General features: G+C 75.4%; 25 protein-coding genes. 7 read left to right on the forward strand and 18 right to left on the reverse strand.

The annotated features are described in order from the left end of the window. Position 1 precedes the first annotated feature (1 nt). The 3 genes from OF117_RS01015 to OF117_RS01025 form a co-directional block, all read right to left on the reverse strand. Positions 2-331: a hydrogenase maturation nickel metallochaperone HypA gene (locus OF117_RS01015; RefSeq protein WP_263550923.1), complete on the reverse strand. Its 330-nt coding sequence runs from the start codon at positions 329-331 to the stop codon at positions 2-4. A 134-nt stretch (positions 332-465) separates the two neighbouring features. After that, on the reverse strand, positions 466-1,224 hold the full coding sequence (locus OF117_RS01020; protein WP_263550924.1) for a dienelactone hydrolase family protein: 759 nt from the start codon (positions 1,222-1,224) through the stop codon (positions 466-468). 31 nt (positions 1,225-1,255) lie between these two features. Continuing rightward, positions 1,256-1,798 (reverse strand): hypothetical protein, encoded by a 543-nt coding sequence (locus tag OF117_RS01025; RefSeq protein ID WP_263550925.1) that lies wholly within the window; start codon positions 1,796-1,798, stop codon positions 1,256-1,258. 98 nt (positions 1,799-1,896) lie between these two features. Between OF117_RS01025 and OF117_RS01030 the strand changes: the two genes are divergently transcribed. Next, positions 1,897-2,241, forward strand: a complete 345-nt coding sequence (locus tag OF117_RS01030) for a hypothetical protein (RefSeq protein WP_263550926.1) — start codon at positions 1,897-1,899, stop codon at positions 2,239-2,241. 25 nt (positions 2,242-2,266) lie between these two features. Here OF117_RS01030 and OF117_RS01035 read toward each other — a convergent pair whose 3' ends face one another. From OF117_RS01035 to OF117_RS01055, 5 genes are all read right to left on the reverse strand, one after another. Further along, positions 2,267-4,963: a hypothetical protein gene (locus tag OF117_RS01035; protein WP_263550927.1), complete on the reverse strand. Its 2,697-nt coding sequence runs from the start codon at positions 4,961-4,963 to the stop codon at positions 2,267-2,269. Between the two features lie 29 nt (positions 4,964-4,992). Beyond that, complete coding sequence (locus tag OF117_RS01040; protein WP_263550928.1) at positions 4,993-6,000, reverse strand: hypothetical protein; 1,008 nt, start codon at positions 5,998-6,000, stop codon at positions 4,993-4,995. A gap of 126 nt (positions 6,001-6,126) precedes the next feature. Next, positions 6,127-6,663: a hypothetical protein gene (locus tag OF117_RS01045; RefSeq protein ID WP_263550929.1), complete on the reverse strand. Its 537-nt coding sequence runs from the start codon at positions 6,661-6,663 to the stop codon at positions 6,127-6,129. A gap of 39 nt (positions 6,664-6,702) precedes the next feature. After that, positions 6,703-7,290 (reverse strand): SatD family protein, encoded by a 588-nt coding sequence (locus OF117_RS01050; RefSeq protein WP_263550930.1) that lies wholly within the window; start codon positions 7,288-7,290, stop codon positions 6,703-6,705. Positions 7,291-7,328: 38 nt separating this feature from the next. Further along, the gene (locus OF117_RS01055; protein ID WP_263550931.1) at positions 7,329-7,793 is read right to left on the reverse strand and encodes a PPOX class F420-dependent oxidoreductase; all 465 of its coding nucleotides are present in this window, start codon (positions 7,791-7,793) and stop codon (positions 7,329-7,331) included. A 120-nt stretch (positions 7,794-7,913) separates the two neighbouring features. Between OF117_RS01055 and OF117_RS01060 the strand changes: the two genes are divergently transcribed. Next, positions 7,914-9,257 carry an AI-2E family transporter gene (locus OF117_RS01060; protein WP_263550932.1) on the forward strand — a complete coding sequence of 448 codons (1,344 nt, stop codon included), beginning with the start codon at positions 7,914-7,916 and terminating at the stop codon, positions 9,255-9,257. A 102-nt stretch (positions 9,258-9,359) separates the two neighbouring features. Continuing rightward, positions 9,360-10,304 (forward strand): proteasome assembly chaperone family protein, encoded by a 945-nt coding sequence (locus tag OF117_RS01065; protein ID WP_263550933.1) that lies wholly within the window; start codon positions 9,360-9,362, stop codon positions 10,302-10,304. An 18-nt stretch (positions 10,305-10,322) separates the two neighbouring features. On the opposite strand, the gene OF117_RS01070 is transcribed toward OF117_RS01065, so the two are convergent. The 6 genes from OF117_RS01070 to OF117_RS01095 all read right to left on the reverse strand — a co-directional run bounded on the left by OF117_RS01070 (position 10,323) and on the right by OF117_RS01095 (position 16,441). Next, positions 10,323-11,630, reverse strand: a complete 1,308-nt coding sequence (locus OF117_RS01070; protein ID WP_263550934.1) for an MFS transporter — start codon at positions 11,628-11,630, stop codon at positions 10,323-10,325. 75 nt (positions 11,631-11,705) lie between these two features. Beyond that, entirely contained in the window at positions 11,706-12,602 is an 897-nt protein-coding gene (gene purU, locus OF117_RS01075) for a formyltetrahydrofolate deformylase (protein ID WP_263550935.1), read from the reverse strand. 78 nt (positions 12,603-12,680) lie between these two features. Further along, entirely contained in the window at positions 12,681-13,610 is a 930-nt protein-coding gene (ligD, locus tag OF117_RS01080) for a non-homologous end-joining DNA ligase (RefSeq protein WP_263550936.1), read from the reverse strand. Between the two features lies 1 nt (position 13,611). Then, a complete protein-coding gene (gene ligD, locus OF117_RS01085) occupies positions 13,612-14,610 on the reverse strand; it encodes a non-homologous end-joining DNA ligase (RefSeq protein WP_263550937.1) in 999 nt (332 codons plus the stop codon). A 1-nt stretch (position 14,611) separates the two neighbouring features. Beyond that, a complete protein-coding gene (locus tag OF117_RS01090) occupies positions 14,612-15,604 on the reverse strand; it encodes a Ku protein (protein ID WP_263550938.1) in 993 nt (330 codons plus the stop codon). Positions 15,605-15,841: 237 nt separating this feature from the next. Then, positions 15,842-16,441, reverse strand: a complete 600-nt coding sequence (locus tag OF117_RS01095) for a DUF1360 domain-containing protein (RefSeq protein ID WP_263550939.1) — start codon at positions 16,439-16,441, stop codon at positions 15,842-15,844. Between the two features lie 177 nt (positions 16,442-16,618). Between OF117_RS01095 and OF117_RS01100 the strand changes: the two genes are divergently transcribed. Together OF117_RS01100 and OF117_RS01105 are read left to right on the forward strand one after the other, a co-directional pair. Further along, positions 16,619-17,035: a hypothetical protein gene (locus OF117_RS01100; protein ID WP_263550940.1), complete on the forward strand. Its 417-nt coding sequence runs from the start codon at positions 16,619-16,621 to the stop codon at positions 17,033-17,035. Positions 17,036-17,296: 261 nt separating this feature from the next. Continuing rightward, the gene (locus tag OF117_RS01105) at positions 17,297-17,695 is read left to right on the forward strand and encodes an STAS domain-containing protein (protein WP_263550941.1); all 399 of its coding nucleotides are present in this window, start codon (positions 17,297-17,299) and stop codon (positions 17,693-17,695) included. 73 nt (positions 17,696-17,768) lie between these two features. Here the strand turns inward: OF117_RS01105 and OF117_RS01110 are convergent, their stop codons facing one another. Both OF117_RS01110 and OF117_RS01115 read right to left on the reverse strand, forming a co-directional pair. After that, entirely contained in the window at positions 17,769-18,773 is a 1,005-nt protein-coding gene (locus OF117_RS01110; protein WP_263550942.1) for a DNA topoisomerase IB, read from the reverse strand. Positions 18,774-18,856: 83 nt separating this feature from the next. Further along, positions 18,857-20,683: a SpoIIE family protein phosphatase gene (locus OF117_RS01115; RefSeq protein WP_263550943.1), complete on the reverse strand. Its 1,827-nt coding sequence runs from the start codon at positions 20,681-20,683 to the stop codon at positions 18,857-18,859. A gap of 259 nt (positions 20,684-20,942) precedes the next feature. Between OF117_RS01115 and OF117_RS01120 the strand changes: the two genes are divergently transcribed. Together OF117_RS01120 and OF117_RS01125 are read left to right on the forward strand one after the other, a co-directional pair. Then, positions 20,943-21,440 (forward strand): ATP-binding protein, encoded by a 498-nt coding sequence (locus tag OF117_RS01120; protein ID WP_263550944.1) that lies wholly within the window; start codon positions 20,943-20,945, stop codon positions 21,438-21,440. Beyond that, complete coding sequence (locus tag OF117_RS01125; protein ID WP_263550945.1) at positions 21,437-22,441, forward strand: RNA polymerase sigma factor SigF; 1,005 nt, start codon at positions 21,437-21,439, stop codon at positions 22,439-22,441. Before OF117_RS01120 ends, OF117_RS01125 begins: the two co-directional genes overlap by 4 nt. 92 nt (positions 22,442-22,533) lie before the next feature. Here the strand turns inward: OF117_RS01125 and OF117_RS01130 are convergent, their stop codons facing one another. Both OF117_RS01130 and OF117_RS01135 read right to left on the reverse strand, forming a co-directional pair. Continuing rightward, a complete protein-coding gene (locus OF117_RS01130) occupies positions 22,534-23,736 on the reverse strand; it encodes an SPFH domain-containing protein (RefSeq protein ID WP_263550946.1) in 1,203 nt (400 codons plus the stop codon). A gap of 138 nt (positions 23,737-23,874) precedes the next feature. Next, entirely contained in the window at positions 23,875-24,312 is a 438-nt protein-coding gene (locus tag OF117_RS01135; RefSeq protein ID WP_263550947.1) for an NfeD family protein, read from the reverse strand. Positions 24,313-24,406: the final 94 nt, after the last annotated feature.

Here is a 24,406-nt window from a genome sequence, read left to right on the forward strand (position 1 = left end):
CTCAGGCCACCTCGACGGCGGTGACCAGCAGCTCGTCGCCTCCGGTCACGTGCACGTCGAGGCTGCCGCACGGGCAGCCGAGCAGCAGGTCCTCCACGGCGAACTCGGCGCCGCAGGCGTCGCAGGTGCCGGTCCCCGTCGGCTCCTCGATCTCGAGCCGGGCGCCGGCCACCGGGGTGCCGGCCGCCACGAGGTCGAAGCAGAACCGCACGGCATCGGTCTCCACACCGGAGACGCGGCCGATGCGCAGGTGAACGGCGGTGGCCCGCGCGTCACCGAGCTGGCCGACGACGGCGTCCACGACGGCCTGGGTGATCGCGAGCTCGTGCACCGGTGGCTCCCCCCGGTGGGCCCGCCGACGACCGAGCACCACCCGCCGCGGGGCACGGACCCCGCGGCCGTGCGTCCGTCCTAGACCCAGCGGCGCCCTCCCGCAACCCGGTGTGACGCCCCCGCGCCGTCCGGTCAGCCGGTGGCGGCCACCCGGTCGGTCAGGGCCAGGATCCGGCGCCAGGCGTCCGCGCACGCGTCGGACCAGTCGGCGTAGGAGCGGTCGAAGAACGAGTGCGGCGCGCCCTCGTACACCGCCGTCTCCACCTCCGCGCCCGCGGCGCGCATGGTGCCGGCCAGTGCCAGCGAGTCCTCGACCGGGGTGGCCGCGTCGGCGCCGGCGATGATCATGAGCGTGGGGCGCCGGGCACGGCCGGCCGCGTCGCCGACCAGGGGTGGTCGGCCGTAGAACCCGACGCAGGCCGCCAGGTCCAGGTCCCCGCCCGACTGCCGCCACGAGTGGCTGCCGCCGAAGCAGAACCCGACGCTGACCACGGGCAGGCCGGCGCCGGCGCGTTGGCGCAGGTAGCCGATGCACGCGGTGACGTCGGCGTCGATCCCGGCCGCCGTGGTCCGCGCGACGTGCGGCCCGTGGTCGAAGTCCGCCGTCCGCGTGCCGGTGGCGTCGCACGTGCCGGCCGTCCGGCCGAACCAGTCGAGGGCGACGGCGGCCAGGCCGGCCTCGGCGAACCGCTCGGCCAGCGCCACGTAGTAGGGGTGCAGTCCCCGGACGTCGGGGAGGATCACCACGCCGGCCGAGGGCCGGCCCGCGGGAGCGGCGTAGGCGGCGGAGAAGTTGGTCCCGTCCGCCGCGGAGAGCGTCAGCGTGCCCCGCTCGACGACGTCACCGGTGCGCGGCGGGGCGGGCGGGCGGCTGTCCTGGTCGTGGCACATGGGGTCGTTCTACCGGGCGGCCCCGGCCGGCTCACCCGTCGGCGGTGCGGTCGGCCGCCTGCGCGCGGCCGCCGAAGACGTCGGCCGCCACCTCGCGACGCGCCCGGGTGAGCCACTCGAACTGCGCGTTGGCCTGGTCGATGAGCCGGTCGAGCTCGGTCTTGTCCAGCCTCGACTCGACCTCGGCGGCGATCCGCAGCGTCTCGAAGCCGCTGCGCTTGGCGCGGACCGCCGAGGCGAGGAACTCGAACTCGACCAGGTTGCTCAGCGGCGACCGGGAGAACAGCCGACCGTTCAGCTTGAGGTAGCCGAGCTTCTCCCCCACCCAGGTGCCCAGCTGCTTGTACTGCCGCACCGGGTAGCCCATCGCCGCCATGGTGGCCAGCAGCGACGCCTTCTCGTCGCGGAGCTCGGCGAGCAGCTGCTGCAGCGGCTCCTCCCAGCGTCCTCCCCGGTGGGTGCCCAGCATCCGGCTGACCAGCTCGATGCCGCCGGTCGACGAGGCCAGGTGGTCGTTGCAGTAGATGCCGAGCAGGTCGGCGTTGCGCAGGCCGGACGCCTGGGGATCGGACACGGCTACCTCCTGGGGACGGGCGCAGCCTACGGGCGCACCGCGCCGGTCATCCGCCGGACGGCGTGCGGACGGTGGCGGGCGCAGCCTACGGTCGGACCGTGCCGGTTCCCGCGACGTCCACCCCGCGCGACCGGCTGCTCGCCCGGTACCGGGAGCTGGTCCTCGACGAACTGCCGCGGCGCGCCCGGGCCGGTGGATGGGTGGTGACCGCCGACCACTGCTTCGGCCGCATCGTGCTCGACACGACCGTCGGCGGCCGCTGGTACGACGTCCTCGACCGCCGACGCTCGCCCGCCTTCAGCCGGCTCGACGACCGGCAGCTGGCCACCGCGGTCGCCCTCGCCGAACGGATGCTCGCCGAGGGCGACCCGCTGGTACGCGAGCTCGACGCCCGCAGCCTCGCCTGGCGCGGCAAGCCGGCGAAGGCCGCCGGGCGGGGGTGACGGCGCGCCGGACGCGCGGACCCGCTCACCCGCCGCTCGGCGTCGCGGGGCTCGGCGCCAGCTCCCCGGGTGCCGGCTCCTGGGACGCCGGCGACGCGGACGTCGGCGCGACGGATCCGTCCGCGTCCGCCGGCCCCGCCGTTCCTCCGCTGTCGCCCGGTGCCGGGGGGCCGCCGGTGGGCGTCCCGGCACCGGATTCGGCGGGGGACGGCGTCCTGCTCGGTGCCGCCGTCGTCCGTCCCGTGCCGCTGCGCGGGCCGGCGGACCGCCCCGCGGTGGTCGCGCTCGCCGTGGCGGCGGTCGTGCGGCTGCCGCTCGCGGACGACGGGCCGGTGGCCGGGGAGCTGCTGCCCGACGCCGTCGCCGTCGAGGTCCCGGTCGGCGTCGCCGGCCCGCCGGTGCCCCGGACGACCTGGACGATGCGCTCCTCCGCGCGCGTCAGCCGGTCGCGGATCTCGGCGAGCGGCGTGGTCGCGACGGTCCGGCTCAGCTCTCCCAGCTCCGCCCAGATGGCGGCGAGCTCCTGCCGCCCGGACTCGTCGACCGGGCGGTCGACGGTGAGCACGAGCTGGGTGGCGAGGGCGGTCGTGACGCACTCGACGCAGGCGTAGTTGACCGCGGTGGCCAGGTTCTGCGGCACCACGACGTCGACCGAGCCGACCAGCAGCACCACCTGGAAGGCGACCGCCACGGTCCGGCACCCACGGCAGCTGGCCGCCGCGAAGGCCTCGTTGCGGTTGAGCGCGGTCTCGTCGTCGACCCACACCAGCGAGAAGGAGACGTCGTAGCGCACCGACCCGTCGGTCGTGTTGACGGCCAGCGCCTGGTTGTCGCCCTCGGCGGGCGGCAGCGGGCGGTCGAACGGGAAGACCCACGTCGGCGCACGGACGCCGACCCCGCCGCCGTCCGTGCCGGGTGCCGCGCCGTCGCCGGGAGGCACCGCGCCAGGGGTGGCGTCCGCACCGCCGCCCGGCGCCCCCGTGGGACCGCCGTCGGCCCCCGCGGGACCATCGCCGTCCCCGCTACCGGGTGCGCCGGTGGGTCCGGTCGCATCGGCGGTCGAGGTGGGGTCGGCGGTCGGGGTGGGATCGGCGCTCGGGGTGGGGTCGGCGTCCGGGCCGGTCGCACCGGCGCCGTCGGCGCCCGCCGGGACGAGGACGAGGGCGAGCGCCGGCCGGTCCTCGGTCGGCAACGGCCCGCCGTCGTCCGGCCAGATGGCCTCGCCGGCGCCGCGGGAGCCCTCCGCCAGCCCGCGGCCGGCGGCGCCGGGCACGGCGTCGAGCACGGTGCCGCCCTCCCAGGCGCGCACGGGGCGGTAGCGGTCCTCGTGCGGCCACCAGGCCCAGCCCGCGACGGCCACCAGCGAGGCCACCAGCGCCACGACCAGGGCGCGGCGGGCCGGGCTGGCACCCGCCCGGCGCCAGAGCGCCGCGGCCGAGCGCCGGACCAGCCGGACGACCACGTAGCCCAGCCCGAGCAGCGGCACGACGAGGGCCACCATGGCGAGCGCGCGGGCCAGCACGCCCAGGATGTCGCCGTCGCCTGCGGCCGAGGAGAGCAGCGCGGCCTGTTCGCGCAACGACGCCCAGGCGCTGGCCAGCAGCCGGGGCAGCGCGAGGACCATGAGCAGCAGGACGGCGGCCATCAGCGGCACGACGACGAGCACCCATCCCGCGACCAGGGCCCGCGCCCAGGGCCGGAGTGCCTCGGCCTCGGGCCGTGGGCGGCGGCCGGGGACGAGCCCGCGCAGCACCGGCCCGATGCGGCCGTACAGGTCGGGCACGCCGGTGAGGTCGGCGAGGACGTGGTAACCGTCGAAGCGCAGCAGCGGCAGCAGCTGGCGGACCATCTGCAGGATCTGCGTCGCCACCAGGAGCAGGACGGCGTGCCAGCCGGTCACCCACCACACGGCGAACGAGAGCAGGACGACGATCGCGTTGAAGTACAGGCCGCCGAGGTCGGTGCGCACCCGCCCGGCACGGCCGAGCCGGTAGGAGTCGGTGACGTCGGTGTAGAAGGCCGGCCAGAACAGGTAGAAGCCGGCGCCCATCACGCCCGGCGTGGCGCCGCCGTAACGGGCGGCGGCTGCGTGGCCGAACTCGTGGAAGCCCGCCGACAGCACGGTGACCACGACCACGGACAGGAACAGCGCCGGGTTGCCGAACGCCTGCGCCGTGGCCGCCGCCAGCCCCTGGCTGAACAGGACCCACCAGGACACGGCCAGGAAGGCCAGCACCACCGCCGCGACCAGCAGCGGGGTGAACAGGACGGCGAACGGGGCGGTCAGCCGCCGGGTGACGGCCGGGTCGGTGACCACCCGGCGCAGCTTGAGGGCCAGCAGCGGGTCGCGGCGGCGCAGCTGCGGCTCGGAGCCGTCGGCGGCGCGGAGCAGCCCGAGCGGTCGCAGCGACCGGTCGACGAGCTGCTGGACGTCCTCGGGTCGCACGGCGCGGCCCGAGGTCCGCGACACCTCCTGGGCGACCTCGTCGACGCTGCGCCGCCCGTCGACGGCCCGCAGCACCTGCGAGAGCAGCGGGGTCAGCTGGACGACCTGGCCATCGGCCCGGCGGGCGAGGGCCGGTGGGTGCCGGTAGCCCGAGCCCTCCATCTCACCGAGGAGCTGGACCCCGGAGGCGCGTGACAGGACGCCCGCAGCGGTGCCCGGGCCGGCCGCGGAGGGCCGACCCGGGGCAGCGCCGGGGCCGTCGGGCTGTGGACCCACCTACTCCTCCGCCGACCGGGCTCCGGTGCTCACTGCTGGATCTCGGACGACTGGTCGGCCGTGGCAGTGGCGTCGGCGTTCACGTCCTGCGTGATGACCGCGTCCTGCTGGGCGACCGCGGTCGCCTGGGAGTCGACCGAACCGACGTTCGCCGCGACCGCCGCGTCGATCGGCGCCGCCACGTTGGCGTTGGCCGCGACCGCGCCGGCGATGGGTGCCGCGAGATCCAGGTCGGCGGCCAGGTCGACGTCCACGTTGAGCAGGTTGCCGTCGAGAGCGCCCGCCGCGTCCGTGGGCAGGGCACCGACGGTGCTGCCGGCCGCGTCGCCGGCGGCATCGCCCACGGCCTCCCCGGTGCCGGCCACCGCACCGCCGGCCTGCTCGGTCACCCCGGCCACGGTGTCCCCGACCGCACCGCCCACCGTGTCCCCGGCCGCGCCGCCGACGGTGCTGCCGGCCGCGTCGCCGGTGGCATCGCCGGCCGCCACCCCGGTGCCGGCCACCGCACCGCCGGCCTGCTCGGTCACCCCGCCCACGGTGTCCCCGACCGCTCCGCCCACGGTGTCCCCGGCCGCGCCGCCGACGGAGCTGCCGGCCGCGTCGCCGACGGTGCTGCCGGCCGCGTCGCCGGTGGCATCGCCGGCCGCCACCCCGGTCGGAGCACCGGCCGCGGCGCCGGCGCCCGCATCGGGCTCGGCGGTCGCCGGGTCCCCGCCCTGGTCGATCGTGCTCTCCTGCGGAGCGGTGGCCGTGGCCTCGCCGGTGATGCCCTGGTCGATGACCGCACCCTGGTCGGCCAGCGCCTGGGCGGTCGAGCCCTCCGACAGCACGTTCGCGCCGACGGCGGCGTCGATGGGGGCGGCCACGTTGGCGTTGGCCGCCACCGCCAGGTCGATCGGCGCGGCCGCGTCGAGGGCCAGGTCGAGATCGGCGTTGAGGTCGAGCAGCGAGACGACCTCCTTGTCCGGGAGCGCGGCTCCGGTCTCGGCGGCGAGCTCCTCGGGCGAGAGCGGTCGGGGGTCCTCGGATCGACTCACGGATGCCTCCTCACCGCGGGCCCGGTCCGTCCGGGTCCGGCGCGCAGGGAGCCTAGAAGTCCCTGGTCGGAGCGGCCATTCGACGATCACCGGATCGGGTGGCCCCTCCCGTCCGCGGGCACCGGCTCACCGACGGACGAGGAACGCCACCCCGACGCAGGCCGCCGCCCACAGGGCGCTGGCGAGGGTCCCGAGGATGAACCGCTCCGCCGCGGCCGGGGTGGTGCGCAGCTCGTTGTAGCGACCGAGGCCCTTGACGGCGAGCACGACCGCCAGCCCCTCCGGCCAGCCGGCCAGCAGCGTGCCCGCGACGGCGGCGCGCTCGAGCACGCCGATCCAGGCGCCGCCCCGCAGGATGTCCGGATCACCCGGCCCTCCACGGCCCTCGGCCGGCACCCCGGCCTCGGTCGGGTCGGCGAACCGCAGGACGGCGGTCGCGACCGGGCCGCCGCCGGCCACCGCCGCCAGGACGGCGCACAGCACGGCGACCTCGCCCAGGCCCTGCCCCGCCCGGCCCGGGCCCCAGCCGGAGCCGGCCGCCCCGGCCAGCGCGACGACGAGCACCGCCGCTCCCCACGGCGGGCGCAGCCGCTCGCCCCAGGCGCTGAGGACCAGGCCGCCGGCCGCGGTCAGGACCAGCAGCACGACCGCAGCGGCGCTCACCGGGACGCCCTCACCGGGCCGTGCTCACCCGGGCGGCACTCACCCGGCCGCCCGGTCGAGCAGCCGGGCGGCCGTGGGCCGCAACTCGCGCTCGAGCTCCCAGTGCGCGGCGGCCAGCCGCTGGCCCACGGCCTGCCGGGACACGCCGAGCGCCGCGGCCGCCTCGGCCTGCGTGGCACCGGCGGCGACCCGCTCGATCGCCTCCCACGCCTGGGGGCTGCGCCGGTCGACCAGCAGCGCCAGGGCGCCGAGCACCGCCTGCGCGTCGCCGGCGTCGACCGGCACCGCACCCCGGACGGCGACACCGGTCGGGCGCTGCTTGGCCGCGTCGACCGCTCGCCGGGCCGCCAGATAGGCCGGCCCGCTCCCGGCGCGGGCACTGCGCGGCAAGGGCGCGTGCACGGCTCCGGCACCGACCCCGATGCTCCAACCACCCTCGCGCACCAGCAGCAGCACGGCGTCCACGACCGCCGCCGGGTCGGCCAGCAGGCCCTGGAACTCGTCACCGGCCGTGCGCTCGAACGCGAGGACGACGGGGACGTGCCCGTTGAGCCGCGGTAGGACCCCCGCCACGCGGTCGGGTGAGCGGCGGCTGGCCCGCTGGTCGACGGTCACCACGAACGGCATTGAGCAAGGCTTTCACCTTGCAGGCGAGAAAGCAAGGTTCAGTCCTTGTCGGGCTCCGGGGGGAAGCCCCCCGTCGCGATCGGCCCCCACCCGGTGACCGTGATGCGCAGCAGAACCTTGCCCTGCCTGGCCATGGCGGCCCGGTACTCCGACCAGTCGGGGTGCTCGCCGGCGATCGACCGGTAGTAGTCGACCAGGGGCTCCAGCGCACCGGGCAGGTCGAGCACCTCCACCGTCCCGTCGACCTGGACCCACGGCCCGTCCCACTCGTCGGACAGCACGCACAGCGACACCGCCGGCTCCCGGCGCGCGTTGACCACCTTCGCGCGCTGCGGGTAGGTGGCCACCACCACGCGCCCCTCGGCGTCGACACCGCAAGCGACCGGCGAGAGCTGGACCCCCGCCGAGCGCCGGCGGGTCATCAGCACCGCCCGGTGCCGCGGGCGGATGAAGTCGAGCAGGCCGGCGCGGTCGACCCGCTCCACGGTCGCGGTCCTCGGCATGCCCCGGACGCTACGGCGTCCTACCGACGGGGCACCCGTCGACACCGCCTCGACCACCGGCGCACCCCACCGAGACGGGATCGACCGGTGCCCGCGGGCCCGCCGTGCTGAGATGGACGCATGAGGCTCCGCCTGCCCGGCCGCGCGGGACGCCCGTCGGGCCCGGCACCGGGGCACGAGGACGGGTCCGGAGCCGACGAGTTCCGCTACGACGACGCGGCCGTCACCTCCGGCGGGGTGGACGTCGGGCACGTGCGGACCGCCTCACCGGCACCGTCGTCGCAGCGTGGCGCCCGGCTGCAGGCAGCGGCCCGGCGGCTGGCGATCGTCTCCGCCCAGCTGCTGCTGATGGTCGCCGCGCTGATCGTCATCGGCTACGTCCTCGGCCGCCTCTGGGTCATCCTGCTGCCGATAGTGCTGGGACTGCTCTTCACCACGGTGCTCTGGCCCCTCGCGCGCTTCCTGCGCGCGCACCGCTGGCCACCGGCGCTCGCGGCCGCCGTGGTGATGCTGGGCTTCCTGGCCACCTTCGGCGGGGTCATCGCGCTGATCGCCCCGCCCGTCGTCGACCAGGTGGGCGAGCTGGCCGACGCGGCGACCAGCGGCCTGCAGGACATCCAGGACTGGCTGTCCGGCCCGCCGTTCAACATCGGCGACAGCCAGATCGACCAGGCCGTCGACTCGGCGATCAACACCCTGCAGAGCAATGCGCAGAACATCGCCGGCTACGGCCTCACGGCCGCGTCCATGATCGGCAACGGGCTGATCAACCTGCTGCTCGCGCTGGTGCTGGCCTTCTTCTTCCTCAAGGACGGGCCCCGCTGGGTGCCCTGGCTGTCGGCCCAGACCGGACCCCGCGCCGCCCCGCACGTGATCGCGCTGTCGCACCGGACCTGGACGACGCTGTCGGAGTTCATCCGCCAGCAGGCCCTGGTCGGCTTCGTCGACGCCTTCTTCATCGGCCTGGGCCTCCTGCTGCTCGGCGTGCCGCTGGTCCTCCCCCTGGCGGTGCTGACCTTCTTCGGCGCCTTCATCCCCATCATCGGGGCGTTCGTGGCCGGCGGGTTCGCGGTGCTCATCGCGCTGGTCAGCAACGGGTTCACCACCGCGCTGGCCGTGCTCGGCATCGTCGTCGTCGTGCAGCAGATCGAGGGCAACGTGCTGCAGCCGATCATCCAGGGCCGCGGCTTCAACCTGCACCCGGCGGTGGTCATCCTGGCCGTCACCGCCGGGGCCAGCCTGGCCGGCATCATCGGCGCCTTCCTCGGTGTGCCGGTGGCCGCGCTCATCGCCGTCGTCTACCGCTACGTCCGCGACCAGCTCGACGGCCGGGGCCCCGAGGTCGACGACGCCGGCGAGCGGCCGCAGGTGACCGCCGACGGGTCCGGGGCACGGGTGACGACCGAACCCGCCGGCACCCCCGCGGACCCGGCACCCGGCTCACCCGGTTCCTCCGGGGGGTGAGGCCGCCCCGGCCGGAGCCGGGGCGGAGGACGATGGGAATGCCGCGCGGTGCGCCGCGGCTGCACCGGAGCCCCGTGCCCCGAGAACCCAGGAGGTCCGACCGTGCCCCAGCGACCGGAGGAGCTCGTCGAGCTGCTCCCCGACGCCGAGCCCTTCCTGGCCCGCGCGCGGGAGGCCGCGGGCGGGGGCGGGCTCGTCCTGGTGCACGACCTGGCCGGCGAATTCGACGCGGCCCGCGCCGGCGCGCTCGCCGGGGCGCACCTGCTGGCCAGCCTGCCGCACCGGTTGATCGCGCGCTTCGACGCCGACAGCCTGGTCGACTACCGCGCCCACCGGCCGCGCGTGACCTTCAACGGTGACCACTACGAGGCCTTCACCCCGCCGGAGATCCTGCTGTACGCGGTCGAGGACGACGGGGGCACCCCGTTCCTCCTCCTGCACGGTGCGGAGCCGGACTACGCCTGGCAGCGCTTCGTCGCGACCGTGACCTCGCTCGCCGAGCGGCTCGGCGTGACCACTGTCGTGGCGCTGCAGGCCATCCCGATGCCGGTGCCGCACACCCGCCCGGTGACGGTCACCGCGCACGCCACCCGGCGACAGCTGATCGAGTCCTATCCGGTCTACTGGGGCGAGATGCGCATCCCCGGCAGCGTCTCGGCGCTGCTGGAGCTGCGCTTCGGCGAGGCCGGCGTCGACGCCCTCGGCGTCGCCGCGCACGTGCCGCACTACCTGGCCCAGGCCACCTACCCGGCCGCTTCGCTCACCCTGCTCGAGCACCTGTCCGGGCTGACCGGCCTGCACCTGCCGACCGAGACGCTGCGCGAGGCGGCCGAGGCCAACCGCACCGAGATCGACGAGGAGATCGGCCGGTCACCCGAGAACACCGCCGTGGTGGCCGCGCTCGAGCAGCAGTTCGACAGCTTCACCGCCGCCCGCGAGGGCACCGGGCTGCTCGGCGGCGCCGGCGAGGTGCCCAGCGGTGACGAGCTGGCCTCGGAGCTGGAGCGGTTCCTCGCCGAGCAGGACCGCAAGCGCCCGCGCGACTGAGCCGAGCGGCTCGCCCGGTCAGCTCCTGGCGCGGACGGTCCGGGCGCGGACGGTCCGGGCGCTGAGCATGCCCAGCGCGCCGAGCCCGCCGACGACGGCGAAGAAGTAGAACCCCCAGGGGAACGCCAGCCCGGCGGAGAACAGCGCGCCGGTGAGCACCGGCCCGGCGATCGCGCCGACGCGCCCGGCGCCGGCCGACCAGCCCAGCGCCGTCGCCCGCACCTGCGGCGGGTGGTTGGCACTGACGAAGGCGTAGACCAGCACCTGGGCGCTGAACACGAAGCAGCCGGTCAGGAACACCATCGCGTAGATCCCGGCGATGGGCAGCCGGATGGACAGCAGGGCGAGGAAGACCGCCGCCGCGGCGAACCAGACCATGCCCGCCGTCCGCACGCCGATCCGGTCGGCCACCCGGCCGGCGACCACCAGGCCGACGATCGCGCCGACGTTGAGCACCAGCAGGAAAGCCAGCGCGGCGCCCAGCTCGTACTCCGCCTCGCGCATGATCGTCGGCAGCCAGCTGTTGAGCCCGTAGACCAGCAGGAGGCCCATGAACGAGGTGAGGCCGATCGCGACCGTGTTGCGCCGGAACGACCCCCGGAACAGCGATCCGAGCGCGGCGGGTGGCGGCGTCCCGGCGGCCGGGGCGGCGGGCTCGTGCAGCTCGAAGCCGTGGCGCGCGGCCACCTGCTCGGCCTCCGCCCGGCGTCCCTGGGCCAGGAGGTAGGAGGCCGACTCGGGCAGGTGCCGCAGCATCAACGGCACGAGGACGACGGCGGGCAGGGCACCGATGACGAACATCCACTGCCACCCCAGCGACGGGATGACGACGATGGCCAGCGCCGCCGTCACCACGGCGCCGACGTGGTAGCCGGTCATGACGGTCGTGGTCGCCCGGCCGCTGCGACCGGCGCGGGAGAACTCGTTCACCATCGCGATGGCCGTGGGCAGGCAGCCGCCGAGCCCCAGGCCGGCGAGGAAGCGCAGGACCCCGAAGACGGCGGCGTTCGGGGCGAACGCGCACAGCAGCGTGAGCGACGAGAAGCCGGCCACGGCCCCGATGAGCGCCCGCCGGCGGCCGATCCGGTCGGTGAGGGCGCCGATCGCCAGCGCGCCGACCATCATGCCGACCAGGCCGATGGTGATCACGAACGTCGTCCCGGGGCCGGACAGCGCCCACTGGTCCGGCTGCTGCAGCACCGGGACGACGGTGCCGACCACCACGAGGTCGAAGCCGTCGAGCAGCACCGCGATCCAGCACAGCACGGCGACCCAGCCGGCCCCGGTCGCCGTCCGCGCGTCCTCCCGCGTGTGCGTGCGGCTCATCGCGCTCCTCGTCGTCGACGACGCCCGCACGGTAGGCCGGGACCGGGCAGCCCGCGACCGGAGACCGGATCACAGTCAGGCGAAGACGATGGTGCGGTCGCCGTCGACGATCACCCGGTCCTCCACGTGCCAGGTGACCGCCTGGGCGAGCACCTGCCGCTCGACGTACCGGCCGACCCGGCGCATGTCCTCGACCGTGGCGCGGTGGTCCACCCGGGCCACCTCCTGCTCGATGATCGGGCCGGCGTCGAGCTCGGGCGTGACGTAGTGCGCGGTCGCCCCGATCAGCTTCACGCCCCGGTCGTGCGCGGCTCGGTAGGGGTTCGCGCCGACGAAGGCCGGCAGGAAGCTGTGGTGGATGTTGATCAACCGCTCCGGGAAGCGCGCGCAGAAGTCGGCCGAGACGATCTGCATGTAGCGGGCCAGCACGACCAGGTCGACGTCGCCGATCAGGTCCAGCGCCCGGGCCTCGGCCGCGGGCTTGCCCTCCGGCGGGACCGGCACGTGGTGGAACGGGACGCCGGCGGCGCGGGCCACCGGCTCGAGGTCGGGATGGTTGGAGACGACGGCGGCGATCTCCGCGCGCAGGTCGCCGGCCCGCACCCGGTAGAGCAGCTCCTGCAGCACGTGGTCGGTGCGGCTGACGAACACCGCCAACCGGGGTCGGTGCGCCGCCTCGGTCAACCGCCAGCGCATCCGCCACGGCCCGGCCAGGTCCGCCAGCCCGGCCTCCAGCCCGGCGCGGCGGGTGGGCAGCCCGTCCAGCAGGAACTCCAGCCGCAGCGTGAACGTGCCGCCGCTGGGATCGGAGCTGTGCTGCTGAGAATCGATGATGTTGGCGCCCGCCTCCGCGAGGAAGCCGCTCAGCGCGGCGACGATCCCCGGGCGGTCGGGGCAGCGGACGACGAGCCGGCCGACGTCGGCGAACCGGTCGTCGCGGGGGCCGGCGTGCGAGAGGGCGGGAGCGGACACGGGCCTGCAGCATTCCAGGTCCGCCGACCGGCTGCGGGGTGGATCCGTCGGGGTGACCGCGCCGGATCCACTCCGGGTTCAGCCGGGCAGGGGGGCGCGGGTGCCGTCGTCGCAGGCGTAGAGGTCGCCGAACTCCTCGACGCGCGCCAGGACCTCGTCGGTGCCGAACCGGAACCCGGCCGGGTCCGCGCCGGCGCGCAGGTCGTCGACCTCGTCCCAGCGCAAGGGGGTGGAGACGGTCGCGAGCGGGCGGGCGCGCAGCGAGTACGGCGCCACCGTGGTCTTCGCGGGGTTGTTCTGGCTCCAGTCGACGAACACCTTGCCCGGACGCAGCACCTTCTCCATCCGCCACACGACGTCCTCGGGCGTCTCGGCGGCCAGCTCCTGCGCCAGCGCGCGGGCGTAGCGGCTGGGGTGGTCCCGGTCGTCGACCCGCACCGGCGCGGACACCTGCATGCCCTTCGATCCGGAGGTCTTCACCACCGGGGTCAGCCCGTCGCCGACCAGCCGCGCGCGCAGCCGCCCGGCGACGGTCGCGCACTCGACGAGGCCGGTGCCCGGGCCCGGGTCGAGATCGAGGACCAGCAGATCGGGCGGCAGTGGCGCTCCGTCGTCGTCGACCCGCCACTGCGGGACGTGGAGCTCGAGCGCGGCCAGGTTGGCCGACCACACCAGGTCCGGCACGGTCTCCAGGACCACCATCTCCAGCGTCTCGCGGCCGGTGGAGCTGCCCGGGCTCGGGATCGTCACCCGCCGCACCCAGGACGGCGCGTGCCGGGCACCGTTCTTCTCGAAGAAGGTCTGCCCCTCCACGCCGTCGGGCCAGCGGGTGAAGGTCACCGGCCGCCCGGCCAGGTGCGGCAGCAGCACCGGCGCGACGTGCACGTAGTACTCGATGACCTGCGCCTTGGTGAACCCGACCTCCGGGAACAGCACCTTGTCGAGGTTGGAGACCTGCAGCGTGCGCCCCTCGATGGCGACCCGCTGCCGGGCGGGGGCGGGACTCACCTCACCACTCCTCCACGACGTCGGCGGGGTCGAGGTCGTCGCGCAGACCGCGCCAGGACGGGTGGCGCATCCGGCCGTCCGCCGTCCAGTGCGCGTAGGTGACCTCGCCGACCAGCTCCGGCTCCGCCCAGCGCGCGTCGCGGATGATCTCGCGGGGCAGCGCGGCGGCGAACGGCGAGGTGGGGCGGGGGGTCAGCAGCCCGGCCAGCTCGCGCAGCGCCCGGTCGGTGAAGCCGGTGCCCACGTGACCGGCGTACACCAGCCGGCCGGCGTCGTCGTGCACGCCGACCAGCAGCGAGCCCACTCCCCCGGCGCGGCGCCCCTGGCCGGGCCGCCAGCCGCCGACGACGACCGATTGCGTGCGGACGTTCTTCACCTTCCGCCACTCCGGGCTGCGCACCCCGGGGCGGTAGGGCGAATCCAGCCGCTTGGCCACCACCCCCTCCAGGCCCGCGTCGCGGCTCGCGGCCAGCACACTCGCGCCACCGCCGCGGAACCACGGCGTCACGCCCCACCGCCGACCGGACGGCGCCAGCTCGTCCAGCAGCGCGCGCCGTTCGGCGTACGCACGGGCGCACAGGTCCGCCCCGCCCGCGGACAGCAGGTCGAACACCAGGTAGGTGACCGGCGCGGCCGCCGCCAGCCGGGGCACCTCGGGCCCGGTGCGGTGCATGCGGTTCTGCAGGGCGCCGAAGTCCGGGCGCCCCGACCGGTCGAGCGCCACGATCTCCCCGTCGACCACGGCGTCGGTCGCGGGATCGGCGAGCGGAGCGGGCAGACGGGCGAGCTCGGGGTAGCGCACGGTGATGTCGGTGCCCCGGCGCGAACGCAGCTCCAGCCGGCCACCGCGGACGGCGGCCAGCGCCCGGACGCCGTCCCACTTGAACTCGTACCCCCAGGCGGCGTCGTCGGGCCCCGGCAGCTCCCCGGCGGACGCCAGCATGGGCAGCGGCACGGCCGCCGGCGCGCGGTCGGCGGGGCCGCCGTCGGCCGCCGGCACGTCAGGCGCTGCGGCGGGCGCGCTTGGCCGGCGGCTTCTCGTCGGCTGCTGCCTTCCCGGCGGGCGCCTTCTTCGCCGGCGCCTTCCTCGCCGGCGCCTTCCTCGCCGGCGCCTTGCCGGCCGGCGCCTTGCCGGCCGGCGCCTTCCCCGCCGCCGCCTTCGTGGCGGGCGCCTCCTCCACCGGTGCCTCCGGCTCCTCCGCCTGCTCGGAGGCCGCGTCCCCGCCGCGGGCCCGCTCGACGCTGCGCCGCAGGGCGCTCATCAGGTCGACGACGGCCGCGCCGGCGTCCGCCACCTCCGGGAGCTGCTGCACCTCGCCGCCGCTCTGCTTGGCGTCGAGGAGCGCGGCCATCGCGTCGCGGTAGTCGTCGGAGAACTGGGAGGGGTCGAAATCGCCGGACATCGACGAGATCAGCGCCTCGGCCATCTGCAGTTCCTGCTTGCGCACCTCGACGTCCTCGTCGAGGAAGGCGAAGTCGGGACGGCGGATCTCGTCCGGCCAGCGCATGGTGTGCAGCACCAGGACGCCCTCGCGCACCCGGAGCGCGGCCAGTGACTCCCGCTGCCGGATGGCGATCTTGGTGATCGCCACCTGCCCGGTGTTCTCCAGGGCTTCGCGCAGCAGCACGTAGGGCCGGGTCGCCGGGCCGTCGGGCTCCAGGTAGTAGGTCTTCTCGAAGTGGATGGGGTCGATCTGCTCCTGGTCGACGAACTCGAGCACCTCGATCTCGCGCCGCGAGTTCAGCGGCAGCTCGTCGAAGTCCTCGTCGGTGAGCACGATGACCTGGCCGTCGGGCAGCTCGTAGCCCTTGGCGATGTCGCTGTACTCGACCTCCTCGCCGTCGATCGAGCAGACCCGCCGGTAGCGCACCCGGCCGCCGTCGGTGGCGTGCACCTGGTGGAAGCGGATGTCGTGGTCCTCGGTCGCCGAGTACAGCTTCACGCCGATGCTGACCAGACCGAAGGAGACCGCTCCGCGCCAGATCGACCGCATGCCGCCCCTTCCCCTCGATCGGCTCCGTGCCCCGGCGAGCCGCCGATGGACGGGATCCGCAGGATAAGGGCGGGTGGTGCCCGCGTCAGGTCGAGCGCGGCGCACTCTCCCCCGGTCGGAGGACCCGATCGGGGGACGCGACCGGCGGGGGAAGGGGACGCCGGGCGCGCACCCGCCCGGCCCCGCGGCGGGGCGGACGGAGGTGTCCAGTGTGCTCCGCGGGACCGCCGTCCGTCATCAGCTCTCGTCCTGCCCGCGCTGCAGCGCCCCGTTCTGGACGGCGTCGTAGAAGAACTGCAGCAGATCGGCACCGGCGACCGTGGTCATGGTGAGCGCGACGAGCCGGGTCGCGCGCGGCGCGCTGGCGTACCCGAGCACCAGTGCGGTGCCGATCCACTGGGCCAGGCAGAACGGGCAGGTCACCAGTTCACCGACGGCGTGCTTGACGCCGCCGTGCTCGCGGATCTCCTCGGCCACCTCGGCCTCGCCCGACCGGCCGGCGAACGTGGTGAACGGCGCGCGCAGGGGGCTGGTGACCGGGTCCTTGGCGATGGTCCGGGCCAACCGGAACGTGGCCGTGGTCAGCAGCACCGCGTCGCCCAGCGGGATGCGCGTGGGCAGCTCCTTGTCGGCCGCACGGACGGCGAGCACGCCGGCCCCGGTGAGTGCGCCGTAGACGCCCATGGCACCCAGCAGGCCACCCAGCGGTCTGTCCTCACCGCGGGCGTACTGGCGCTGCTGGGTCCGGGCCCAGCGCCGCACCGGGGTGCCGATGCGCCCGACCTCCTCGGGGACGGCGAGCGCGTGCGGGAGGTGCAGGGTGTTCCAGGAGGGCATGGGGCGCGCGCTACCCGCCCCGGCCCAATCGCATGCCGCGGCGCGGCGAGGCATCGCGGCGAGGCATGGCGCGGCGGGGGCCGGGTAGGGGCCGGGTCCGATGCCGGTCGCCGACCGGCTCCGCGTCCGCACGGACGACCCGCGCACCCCGGTGCACCGGAACGAGAGGCACAGCCCATGACGCAGCCCACCGAGGGCCAGACCGGACGCGACATCCGTCCCGAGGACGAGGGCATCCCCGGGATCGCGCAGGACGACAGCCCCACCCTCGAGCGGGCCGAGGACCCCCAGTTCGCGCCGATGCCCCGCGAGCGGGCGGGGGCAAGCACCGATTTCGGCACCACGGCCTACGAGCAGTCCGCCGGCGAGCCGCTGGACGGCCGGCTCGCCCGGGAGGTGCCGGACGACGCCCGCGACGTCCGCCCGGCCGAGGACCCAGCCGCACCGGCGGCCCAGCTGGAGCAGGACCTGGACACGACGCCGCGGACGGACTCCGGCACGGGCCGGACCGCCGACGACGTGGAGGCGACCGCCGACCCGGTGACCGGCGGCGAGGGACCCGAGACCGGGGCGGTGCACCTGACGGAGGGCTGATCCGCAGCGGCACCCCGCCCGGGTGAGGACGGTCCCCCGGCCGGACCGTCCCCGCCCGGGTGGGTTGGCGTGCCCGTGGCCGGTTGTCTACGTTGTTGTGGCGGTTGAGCAGGCAGCCGCCCGGTGCCGGAGCTGGGAGGCTCGGCACACGAGACGTCCGCCTCCGTGCCGGTACAGGGCTCCGACGCCCCCGGCGCGCGCGGCGGTAGATTGGCCGGGCGGCGCACCACGGGGTACCGCCGCCGAGAGGAGCTGCAGTCCGTGACCACTTCCGACCTGCCCGCCGAGGGTCAGCCCGACGTGTCGACCGACACCGCGGAGGCGCCCTTCGACGATGTGATCACGCTGTCGACCAGCTCGGACGACGACGGCGCGGTGACGGTGACGGTCGTGGGCGAGGTGGACACCTTCACCGCTCCGGTGCTGCGCACGTCGCTCGACACCCAGCTCGAGCAGCAGCCCCGCGAGCTCGTCATCGACCTGTCCGGCGTCCAGTTCCTCGGCTCGGCCGGGCTGGCCGTGCTGGTCGAGACGCAGAAGGCCGCACGCGCCCGCGACATCGGCCTGCGGCTGATCGCGACCACGCGCGCCGTCACCCGACCGCTCGAGGTCACGGGCCTGATCGACCTGTTCACCATCGTCGACGGCTCCACCCGCTGATCCCGGGCGGCCCTGCAGCCGCCCGCCCGTTCCGGACCGGGGCCCCGCCGACCGCGGCGGGGCCCTCGTCGTCTCACGCGGACAACAAGCGGCAGACGGCCTGCTCGAGGGTGCGCTGCACGTCCCGGGTGCCGTCGGCGTCGTCGACGTCGCGGAGCGCGTCGGCGACCGTCTCGCCGGACTCGAAGCGGTCGACGACCCGCGGGTCGACGTAGCTCGCCTTCGCCACCGCCGGGGTGTTGCCGAGCACCTCCGAGACCCGGGTGTAGGCCGCCCGGATCGCCTTGTTGCGCGCGGTCCTCGACGTCGGCGGCGGCGCCTCGGCGAGGGCCGCGGCCATCAGCACCGTCGCGTTCCAGGTGCGGAAGTCCTTGGCCGTGATCTCCGCGCCGCTGATCTCCTTGAGGTAGGCGTTGATCTCGTCGCTGGTCACGTCGCGCCAGCCGTCGTCGGTCTCGTAGGCCAGCAGGTCCTCGCCGGTGTCGTCCGGCCGCTCCAGCAGCTGGCGGACGACGGTGGCCGTGGGCCGGTCGGTGATCTCCACCTCCCGCTCGATCCCGCCCTTGGCGGTGTAGCGGAAGTAGGTGCGCTCGCCCCGCACCGTGACGTGCTCCCGGCGCAGGGTGGCCAGCCCGTAGGTGCCGTTCTCCTCCGCGTACTCCTCGCTGCCGATGCGGAAGGTGCCGAGGTCGAGCAGGCGCAGCGCGCAGGCCAGCACCCGTTCCCGGTTCGGCCCCCGGGTGCGCAGCGCGGCGGCGACCGCATCGCGGACGTCGGGCAGCAGGTGGGCGATCTCCAGCACTCGTTCGTGCTTCTCGGCATCCCGCCTCGCCCGCCACGCGTCGTGGTAGCGGTACTGCCGGCGGCCGGCGGCGTCCAGCCCGGTCGCCTGGATGTGCCCGTTGGGCCACGGGCAGATCCAGACGTCCTTCCACGCCGGCGGGATGGCCAGCGACCGGATCCGGTCGAGCCGCTCGTCCCGGATCAACCGGCCGTCGCAGTCGTAGTAGGCGAACCCCCATCCGGCGCGCCGGCGCCGGAAACCAGGGCCGTGCACGTCGCTGCGCCGCAGTCTCACCGCCGGTGGATGGGCATCCGCCGTCCGGCGCAAACCCCTCCCACGTCGGAGGTCCCCCGTCCGGGCGCACGCGCCCGGACGGATCAGCGCAGGTCGACCAGCCCGGCCAGCCCGCTGACCTGCAGGACGTGCCGCGCGGTGCCGCCCTCGGGTGCGTGCACGGGCAGCCGCCAGCCCTCGTCCCGGGCGATGCGGGCGACGGCCAGGACGACGCGCACCGCGGCGCTGCTGAAGACGGTGGCCTCCGCGAGGTCCAGCTGGACCGGCCCGGTGCCGCCGTGGCTGGCCTCGAGCAGCCGGATGCGCAGGTGCTCGGCGCCGACCTCGTCGACGGCTCCGGCGATCCGGACGGCCGGCGGCTCGACGTCCCGGTCGACCGACACCGAGGCGCCGGCGGCGCTCGGCGGGTGCTCGGTGCCGACCTCGGGCGAGCGGCGCAGCCGCAGGTTCATGGTGACCGTCGTGCCGCCGTCCTCGACCAGTGACACCCCGTCGACCAGCTGGCGCATGATCAGCAGTCCCCGGCCGCGGTCGCCGGGGTCGCGGTCGGGCGGACGCCAGGAGCCCTGGTCGCGCACGGTGACGGTGAGCAGGCCGTCGACGTCGACCTCCGCGGTCACCCACATGGGGCCGGGCTCGGTCCCGCGGTAGGCGTGCTCAGCGGCGTTGGCGCACGCCTCGCCCACGGCGACCATCACGCCGACCCGGTCCTGCTCGCCCATGCCGAGACCGGTGAGCCAGGCGCTGAACCGCCGGCGCACGCCCGGGAGGGCGGCGGGCACCGCGGTGAGCTCCACGTGCAGGGGGTCCTGCGATCCCGCGCGCCGGTGCGCGACGAGCACCGCGACGTCGTCCGGCCAGCCCCCCGGGCTGCGCAGCCCCTCGGCGATCGCCTCGGCGAGGCCCGCGGACGCCTCGGGCTCCAGGGCATCCGGCCGGTCGAGGACGGCGCCGGTCACGTCGGCGAGCCGGGCGAGGCCGGCCTCCGGATCACCGTCCCCCGCGGCGAGCGCGCCGTCGCTGAACAGGACCAGCGTCGCGCCCAGGTCGAGCTCCGCCGTGCGCACCGGCGCGGGCGCCTCGGGGAGGCTGCCCAGCGGTGGACGGGGTGTCAGCGTGAGGAAGGACGTGCTGCCGTCGGCGCGCACGACCAGCGGCGCCGGGTGACCCGCGGCGGTGTACGTCAGCGCTCCGGTACCGGCGTCGAGGATGCCGTAGAACACCGACGCACCCTCGACGTCGTCCATCTGCGCCGCGAAGGCGTCGGCGGCGGCCAGCACCGCCGCCGGGGACGGGTCGCGCTGGGCGCTGGACCGCATGGCCCCGCGCAGCCGGCTCATCGCGCCGGCTGCCGGGACCCCGTGGCCGACGGCGTCACCGACGACGAGCGCGAGCCGCCCGCCACCCAGCGGCACGGCGTCGTACCAGTCGCCGCCCGCGTCGCGCACCGACGTCGCGCGCTGGTAGCTACCCGACAGCCGCACGCCCGGCAGCAGCGGCAGCGAGGGCGGTAGCAGCGAGGACTGCACCTGCGCCACGGCGTCGGGCTGGGGCTCCGGCCACACCGAGGTGTCGACCTCGTCGGCGTCGGCCTCGAGGACGACCAGCGCCCCGGGCCCACCCGCGACCGGCATGGGTCGGACGACGAGGGTGGCCGGAGGACCCCCGTGCCCGAGCGGCCCGCACACCGTCTCCGCACGCCCGCTGCGCAGCACCCCGTCGACGAGGTCGGCCACCGAGCGACCGTCGACCAGCGGCAGGGCGGCCCGCGGCTCACCCAGGGCCCGCGCCCGAGCGTTGGCCCACACCGGCTCCAGCGCCGCGGCCGCCAGGCAGTAGATGGCCGACGGGGCGGCCTCCATCGCGGCGAGGAGCGCGACGGCATCCGCGTCGCCCGGCAGGCCGGGCACAGGTGGCAGACTGCCGTCGGAGGCGTTCATCCCGGGTCAGCCAACAACAGGGGGCCGACGGCGGCAACCGGGGGCCGGGGGCCCGGCTCCCCGCCGCCAGCAGCGGGGACGCCTGGTTTGCGGGGCGCTCCGACATGGGTAGGACCCGACACTGGCCGTCGACCCGGCAGCGCATCCGCGCTCGGCCGGGCCGGCCTCCGGACAGACTGGACCAGCGGCTCGACGCCCGAGCGCGCCGGAACGAAGGAGCGGACGACGGATGGTCGACTCGAGGCCTGCCCTCGCGAAGGACGGACGGCGCGGCGAACGGCTGGAGCTGCGGGTGCCCACCACCGCCAGCCAGCTGCCGGCCGTCCGGGCGATGGCCAGTGACCTCGCCCTGCGGATGGACTACGACCTCGACGCGGTGGAGGACCTGCGCCTGGCGGTCGACGAGGCCTGCGCCATCCTCGCGCGCATCAAGGCCGGCGACGAGCCGCTGACCGTCGTCTTCGAGACCAGCCGCGCGGGTCTGCACATCGACGCCTGGGTGTCGACGACGGAGGGCACGGACGTGCCGCGCGACGGCTTCGGCTGGACCGTGCTCGCCACCCTGGTCGACGCCGTCGACGGCCGCCGGTCGACGCAGGACGCCGTCCCCGGCGGCAACGGCACCGGCGCGCCGGTCGCGGTCATCGCGATGGACAAGTTCCTGCCGGGTCAGCGCCCTGGGCAGATCCTGGGGGATGCCGGGCAGAACCTCGCGGTCACCCCGTGACCAGGTCGGCCGCCACCGACCGCAGCCCGGTCGAGGAGGACAACCTGACCGACGTCAGCCCCGCACCCCCACCCGGTGACAGCTCCGGCACCCCGTCGGACGACGAGGCGTCGACGCCGGCCACCGGGCGCCGCCAGGACGAGGTCGCGCCCGCCGGGGCCGGGCCGTCGGGCTCGCCCGGGGCCACCACCGCGGAGGCAGCGACCGGGGACGACGAGGACGCCGAGCCGCCGGTCTCGGACAACCGGCGCCGTGCCGAGCGCACCGCTCCGCTGTTCGCCGAGCTCGCGACCCTGGCCAAGGACGACCCCCGCCGCGAGCGGCTGCGGGAGATCCTGGTCGAGGAGCACCTGCCGCTGGTGCGGCACTTCGCCCGCCGCTTCAGCAACCGCGGGGAGCCGTTCGACGACCTGCTCCAGGTGGGCACCCTGGGGCTGATCGCCGCGATCGACCGGTTCGACCCCGACCGCGGCGTGGAATTCCTCTCCTTCGCCGTGCCGACCATCACCGGGGAGATCAAGCGGCACTTCCGCGATCAGGGCTGGTCGGTCCGGGTGCCGCGGCGGCTGCAGGAACTGCACCTGTCGCTCAACGCGGCGGTCGGGGAGCTGGCGCAGAAGAACGGGCGCGCGCCGACGCCGTCCGAGCTGGCCGAGCACCTGGGCATCCCCCGCGAGGAGGTGCTGGAGGGTCTGGCCGTGGCCAACGCCTACCGCAGCAGCTCGCTCGACGAGCGGCTCTCGGGCGAGGACGACTCCCCCACCCTGGCCGCCACCCTCGGCGAGGAGGACGCGGCGCTCGAGGGCGTGGAGTACCGCGAGTCGCTGCAGCCCCTGCTGGCGACCATCCCCGCCCGCGAGCGCCGGATCCTGATCCTGCGCTTCTTCGGCAACATGACCCAGTCGCAGATCGCCGCCGACATCGGCATCTCCCAGATGCACGTGTCGCGGCTGCTCAGCCAGACGCTGGCCAAGCTGCGCGAGGGCCTGCTCAAGGACTAGGAGACCGTCGCCCACGGCCGCCAGCCGTATCCGGTCGGGTCGCCCGGAACCGCAAGCCCCCGGGGTTGCGCCGCGCGGGGAAAGGCTCCGGGCTAGCGCTGCCCGTCCTCGTCCTCGGGGAGGGCGAGGTCGGCGGTGCTGGGGACGTCGTCCGGCGTCGGCGTCACCTGGGACAGCGGCGGCGGCGTCGGCATCGCCGGCGTCGTGTCGGCGAGGCTGCTGAGCTCGATCCGGGCTTCCGGCTGCGCGGCGGCCGGCGGCAGCTGCGACTCGAACCAGCCACTGGTGTCGATCCGCCGCTCCGGCGTCCCGCCGGCTCCGTCGCCGCCGCTGCCCACGTCGAGCCACGACCGCGCCCCCTCGCCCTCCCCGCCGCCCATCCGGGCGAGGCCCTCGAGCGCCTTGCTGAACTCGCTGGGGACGATCCACATCTTGTTGGCGTCGCCCTGCGCGATCTGCGGCAGCGTCTGCAGGTACTGGTAGGCCAGCAGCCCCTGGTCCGGCCGGCCGTCGTGGATCGCCTGGAAGACCGTCTCGATCGACTTCGCCTGGCCCTGCGCCTGCAGGAACAGCGCCGCGCGCTCGCCCTCGGCGCGCAGGATGCGGCTCTGCCGCTCGGCCTCCGCCTCGAGGATCGCCGACTGCTTCTTGCCCTCGGCCGAGAGGATGGCGGCGGCCTTCTGCCCCTCGGCGGTGGTGATCGCCGACTGCCGCTGGCCCTCGGCCTGCAGGATGATCGCCCGCTTGTCGCGGTCGGCGCGCATCTGCTTCTCCATCGAGTCGCGGATGGTCGGCGGCGGGTCGATCGCCTTGATCTCCACCCGGGCCACCCGCAGGCCCCACGGTCCGGTGGTGCCGTCGAGCACCTCCCGCAGCTGGCTGTTGATGCCGTCGCGGCCGGTCAGCGTGCCCTCGAGGTTCAGCCCGCCGACGACGTTGCGCAGCGTGGTCGTGGTGAGCTGCTCCATGCCGGTGATGTAGTTCGCGATGCCGTACACCGCCAGGCGCGGGTCGGTCACCTGGAAGTACACGACCGTGTCGATGCCCACCTGCAGGTTGTCGGAGGTGATCACCGGCTGCGGCGGGAAGGAGATGACCTGCTCGCGCAGGTCGATCGTCGCCCGCACGCGGTCGACGAACGGCACGAGGAGGTTCAGGCCGGGCGACAGGGTGCGGCTGTAGCGACCGAGCCGCTCGACGACCTTGGCCTGCGCCTGCGGGACGATCGCGACGCTCTTCGCCACGACGACGATCACCAGCAGGGCGACGACGACGAGGGCGATGATGGCTTCCACGGGAGTGCTCCTGCCGTTTTCGGGACGGTGATCGACCGATACTGCCCTGCCGGGTCCGTCGTGGTCATCACCCGTCCACGGGGTTCACCCGGCGCGTCGTCGCACCGGGCGCGCGGTCGCGGCGGCGGCGGGTCGGCGTCACTCCAGCGCGTCGCCGACCACCGCGGTGGCGCCGTCCACCTGCATGATCCGCACCGTCTGCCCGACGTCGAAGCGTTCGCCGCTGTGCTGGCTGCGGGCGCTCCACTCGTCGGCACCCATCCGGATCCGCCCGGAGTGGCCGTCGACGGCCTGGGTGACCTGTGCGGTGCGGCCGATGAGGGCGTCGACGCCGTCCAGCTGCTGCGGCGTGCGCTCGATGAGGTGCCGCTTGGCGACCGGACGGACCAGGCCGAGCAGCACACCGCTGGTGACGATGAAGGCGATGAGCTGGAGGACGACCGGGCCGCCGAGCAGCGCCACGGTCATGCCACCCAGCGCCCCGCCGGCGAACATCAGCAGCACCAGGTCGAGGCTCACGACCTCGCCGGCGCCGAAGAGTCCGGCAGCGATCAGCCACAGCAACCACGCAGGCACGGCACCATGATCGCAGACCACCCGCCGCGCGGAGCCCATCCGACTCGGCCGGGTGCCCGGGTCGGCTTCATTCCTCCCCCGACGTAGCCTCGCT

This window comes from Geodermatophilus sp. YIM 151500, assembly GCF_025716945.1.
In the GTDB taxonomy this organism is placed as follows: domain Bacteria; phylum Actinomycetota; class Actinomycetes; order Mycobacteriales; family Geodermatophilaceae; genus YIM-151500.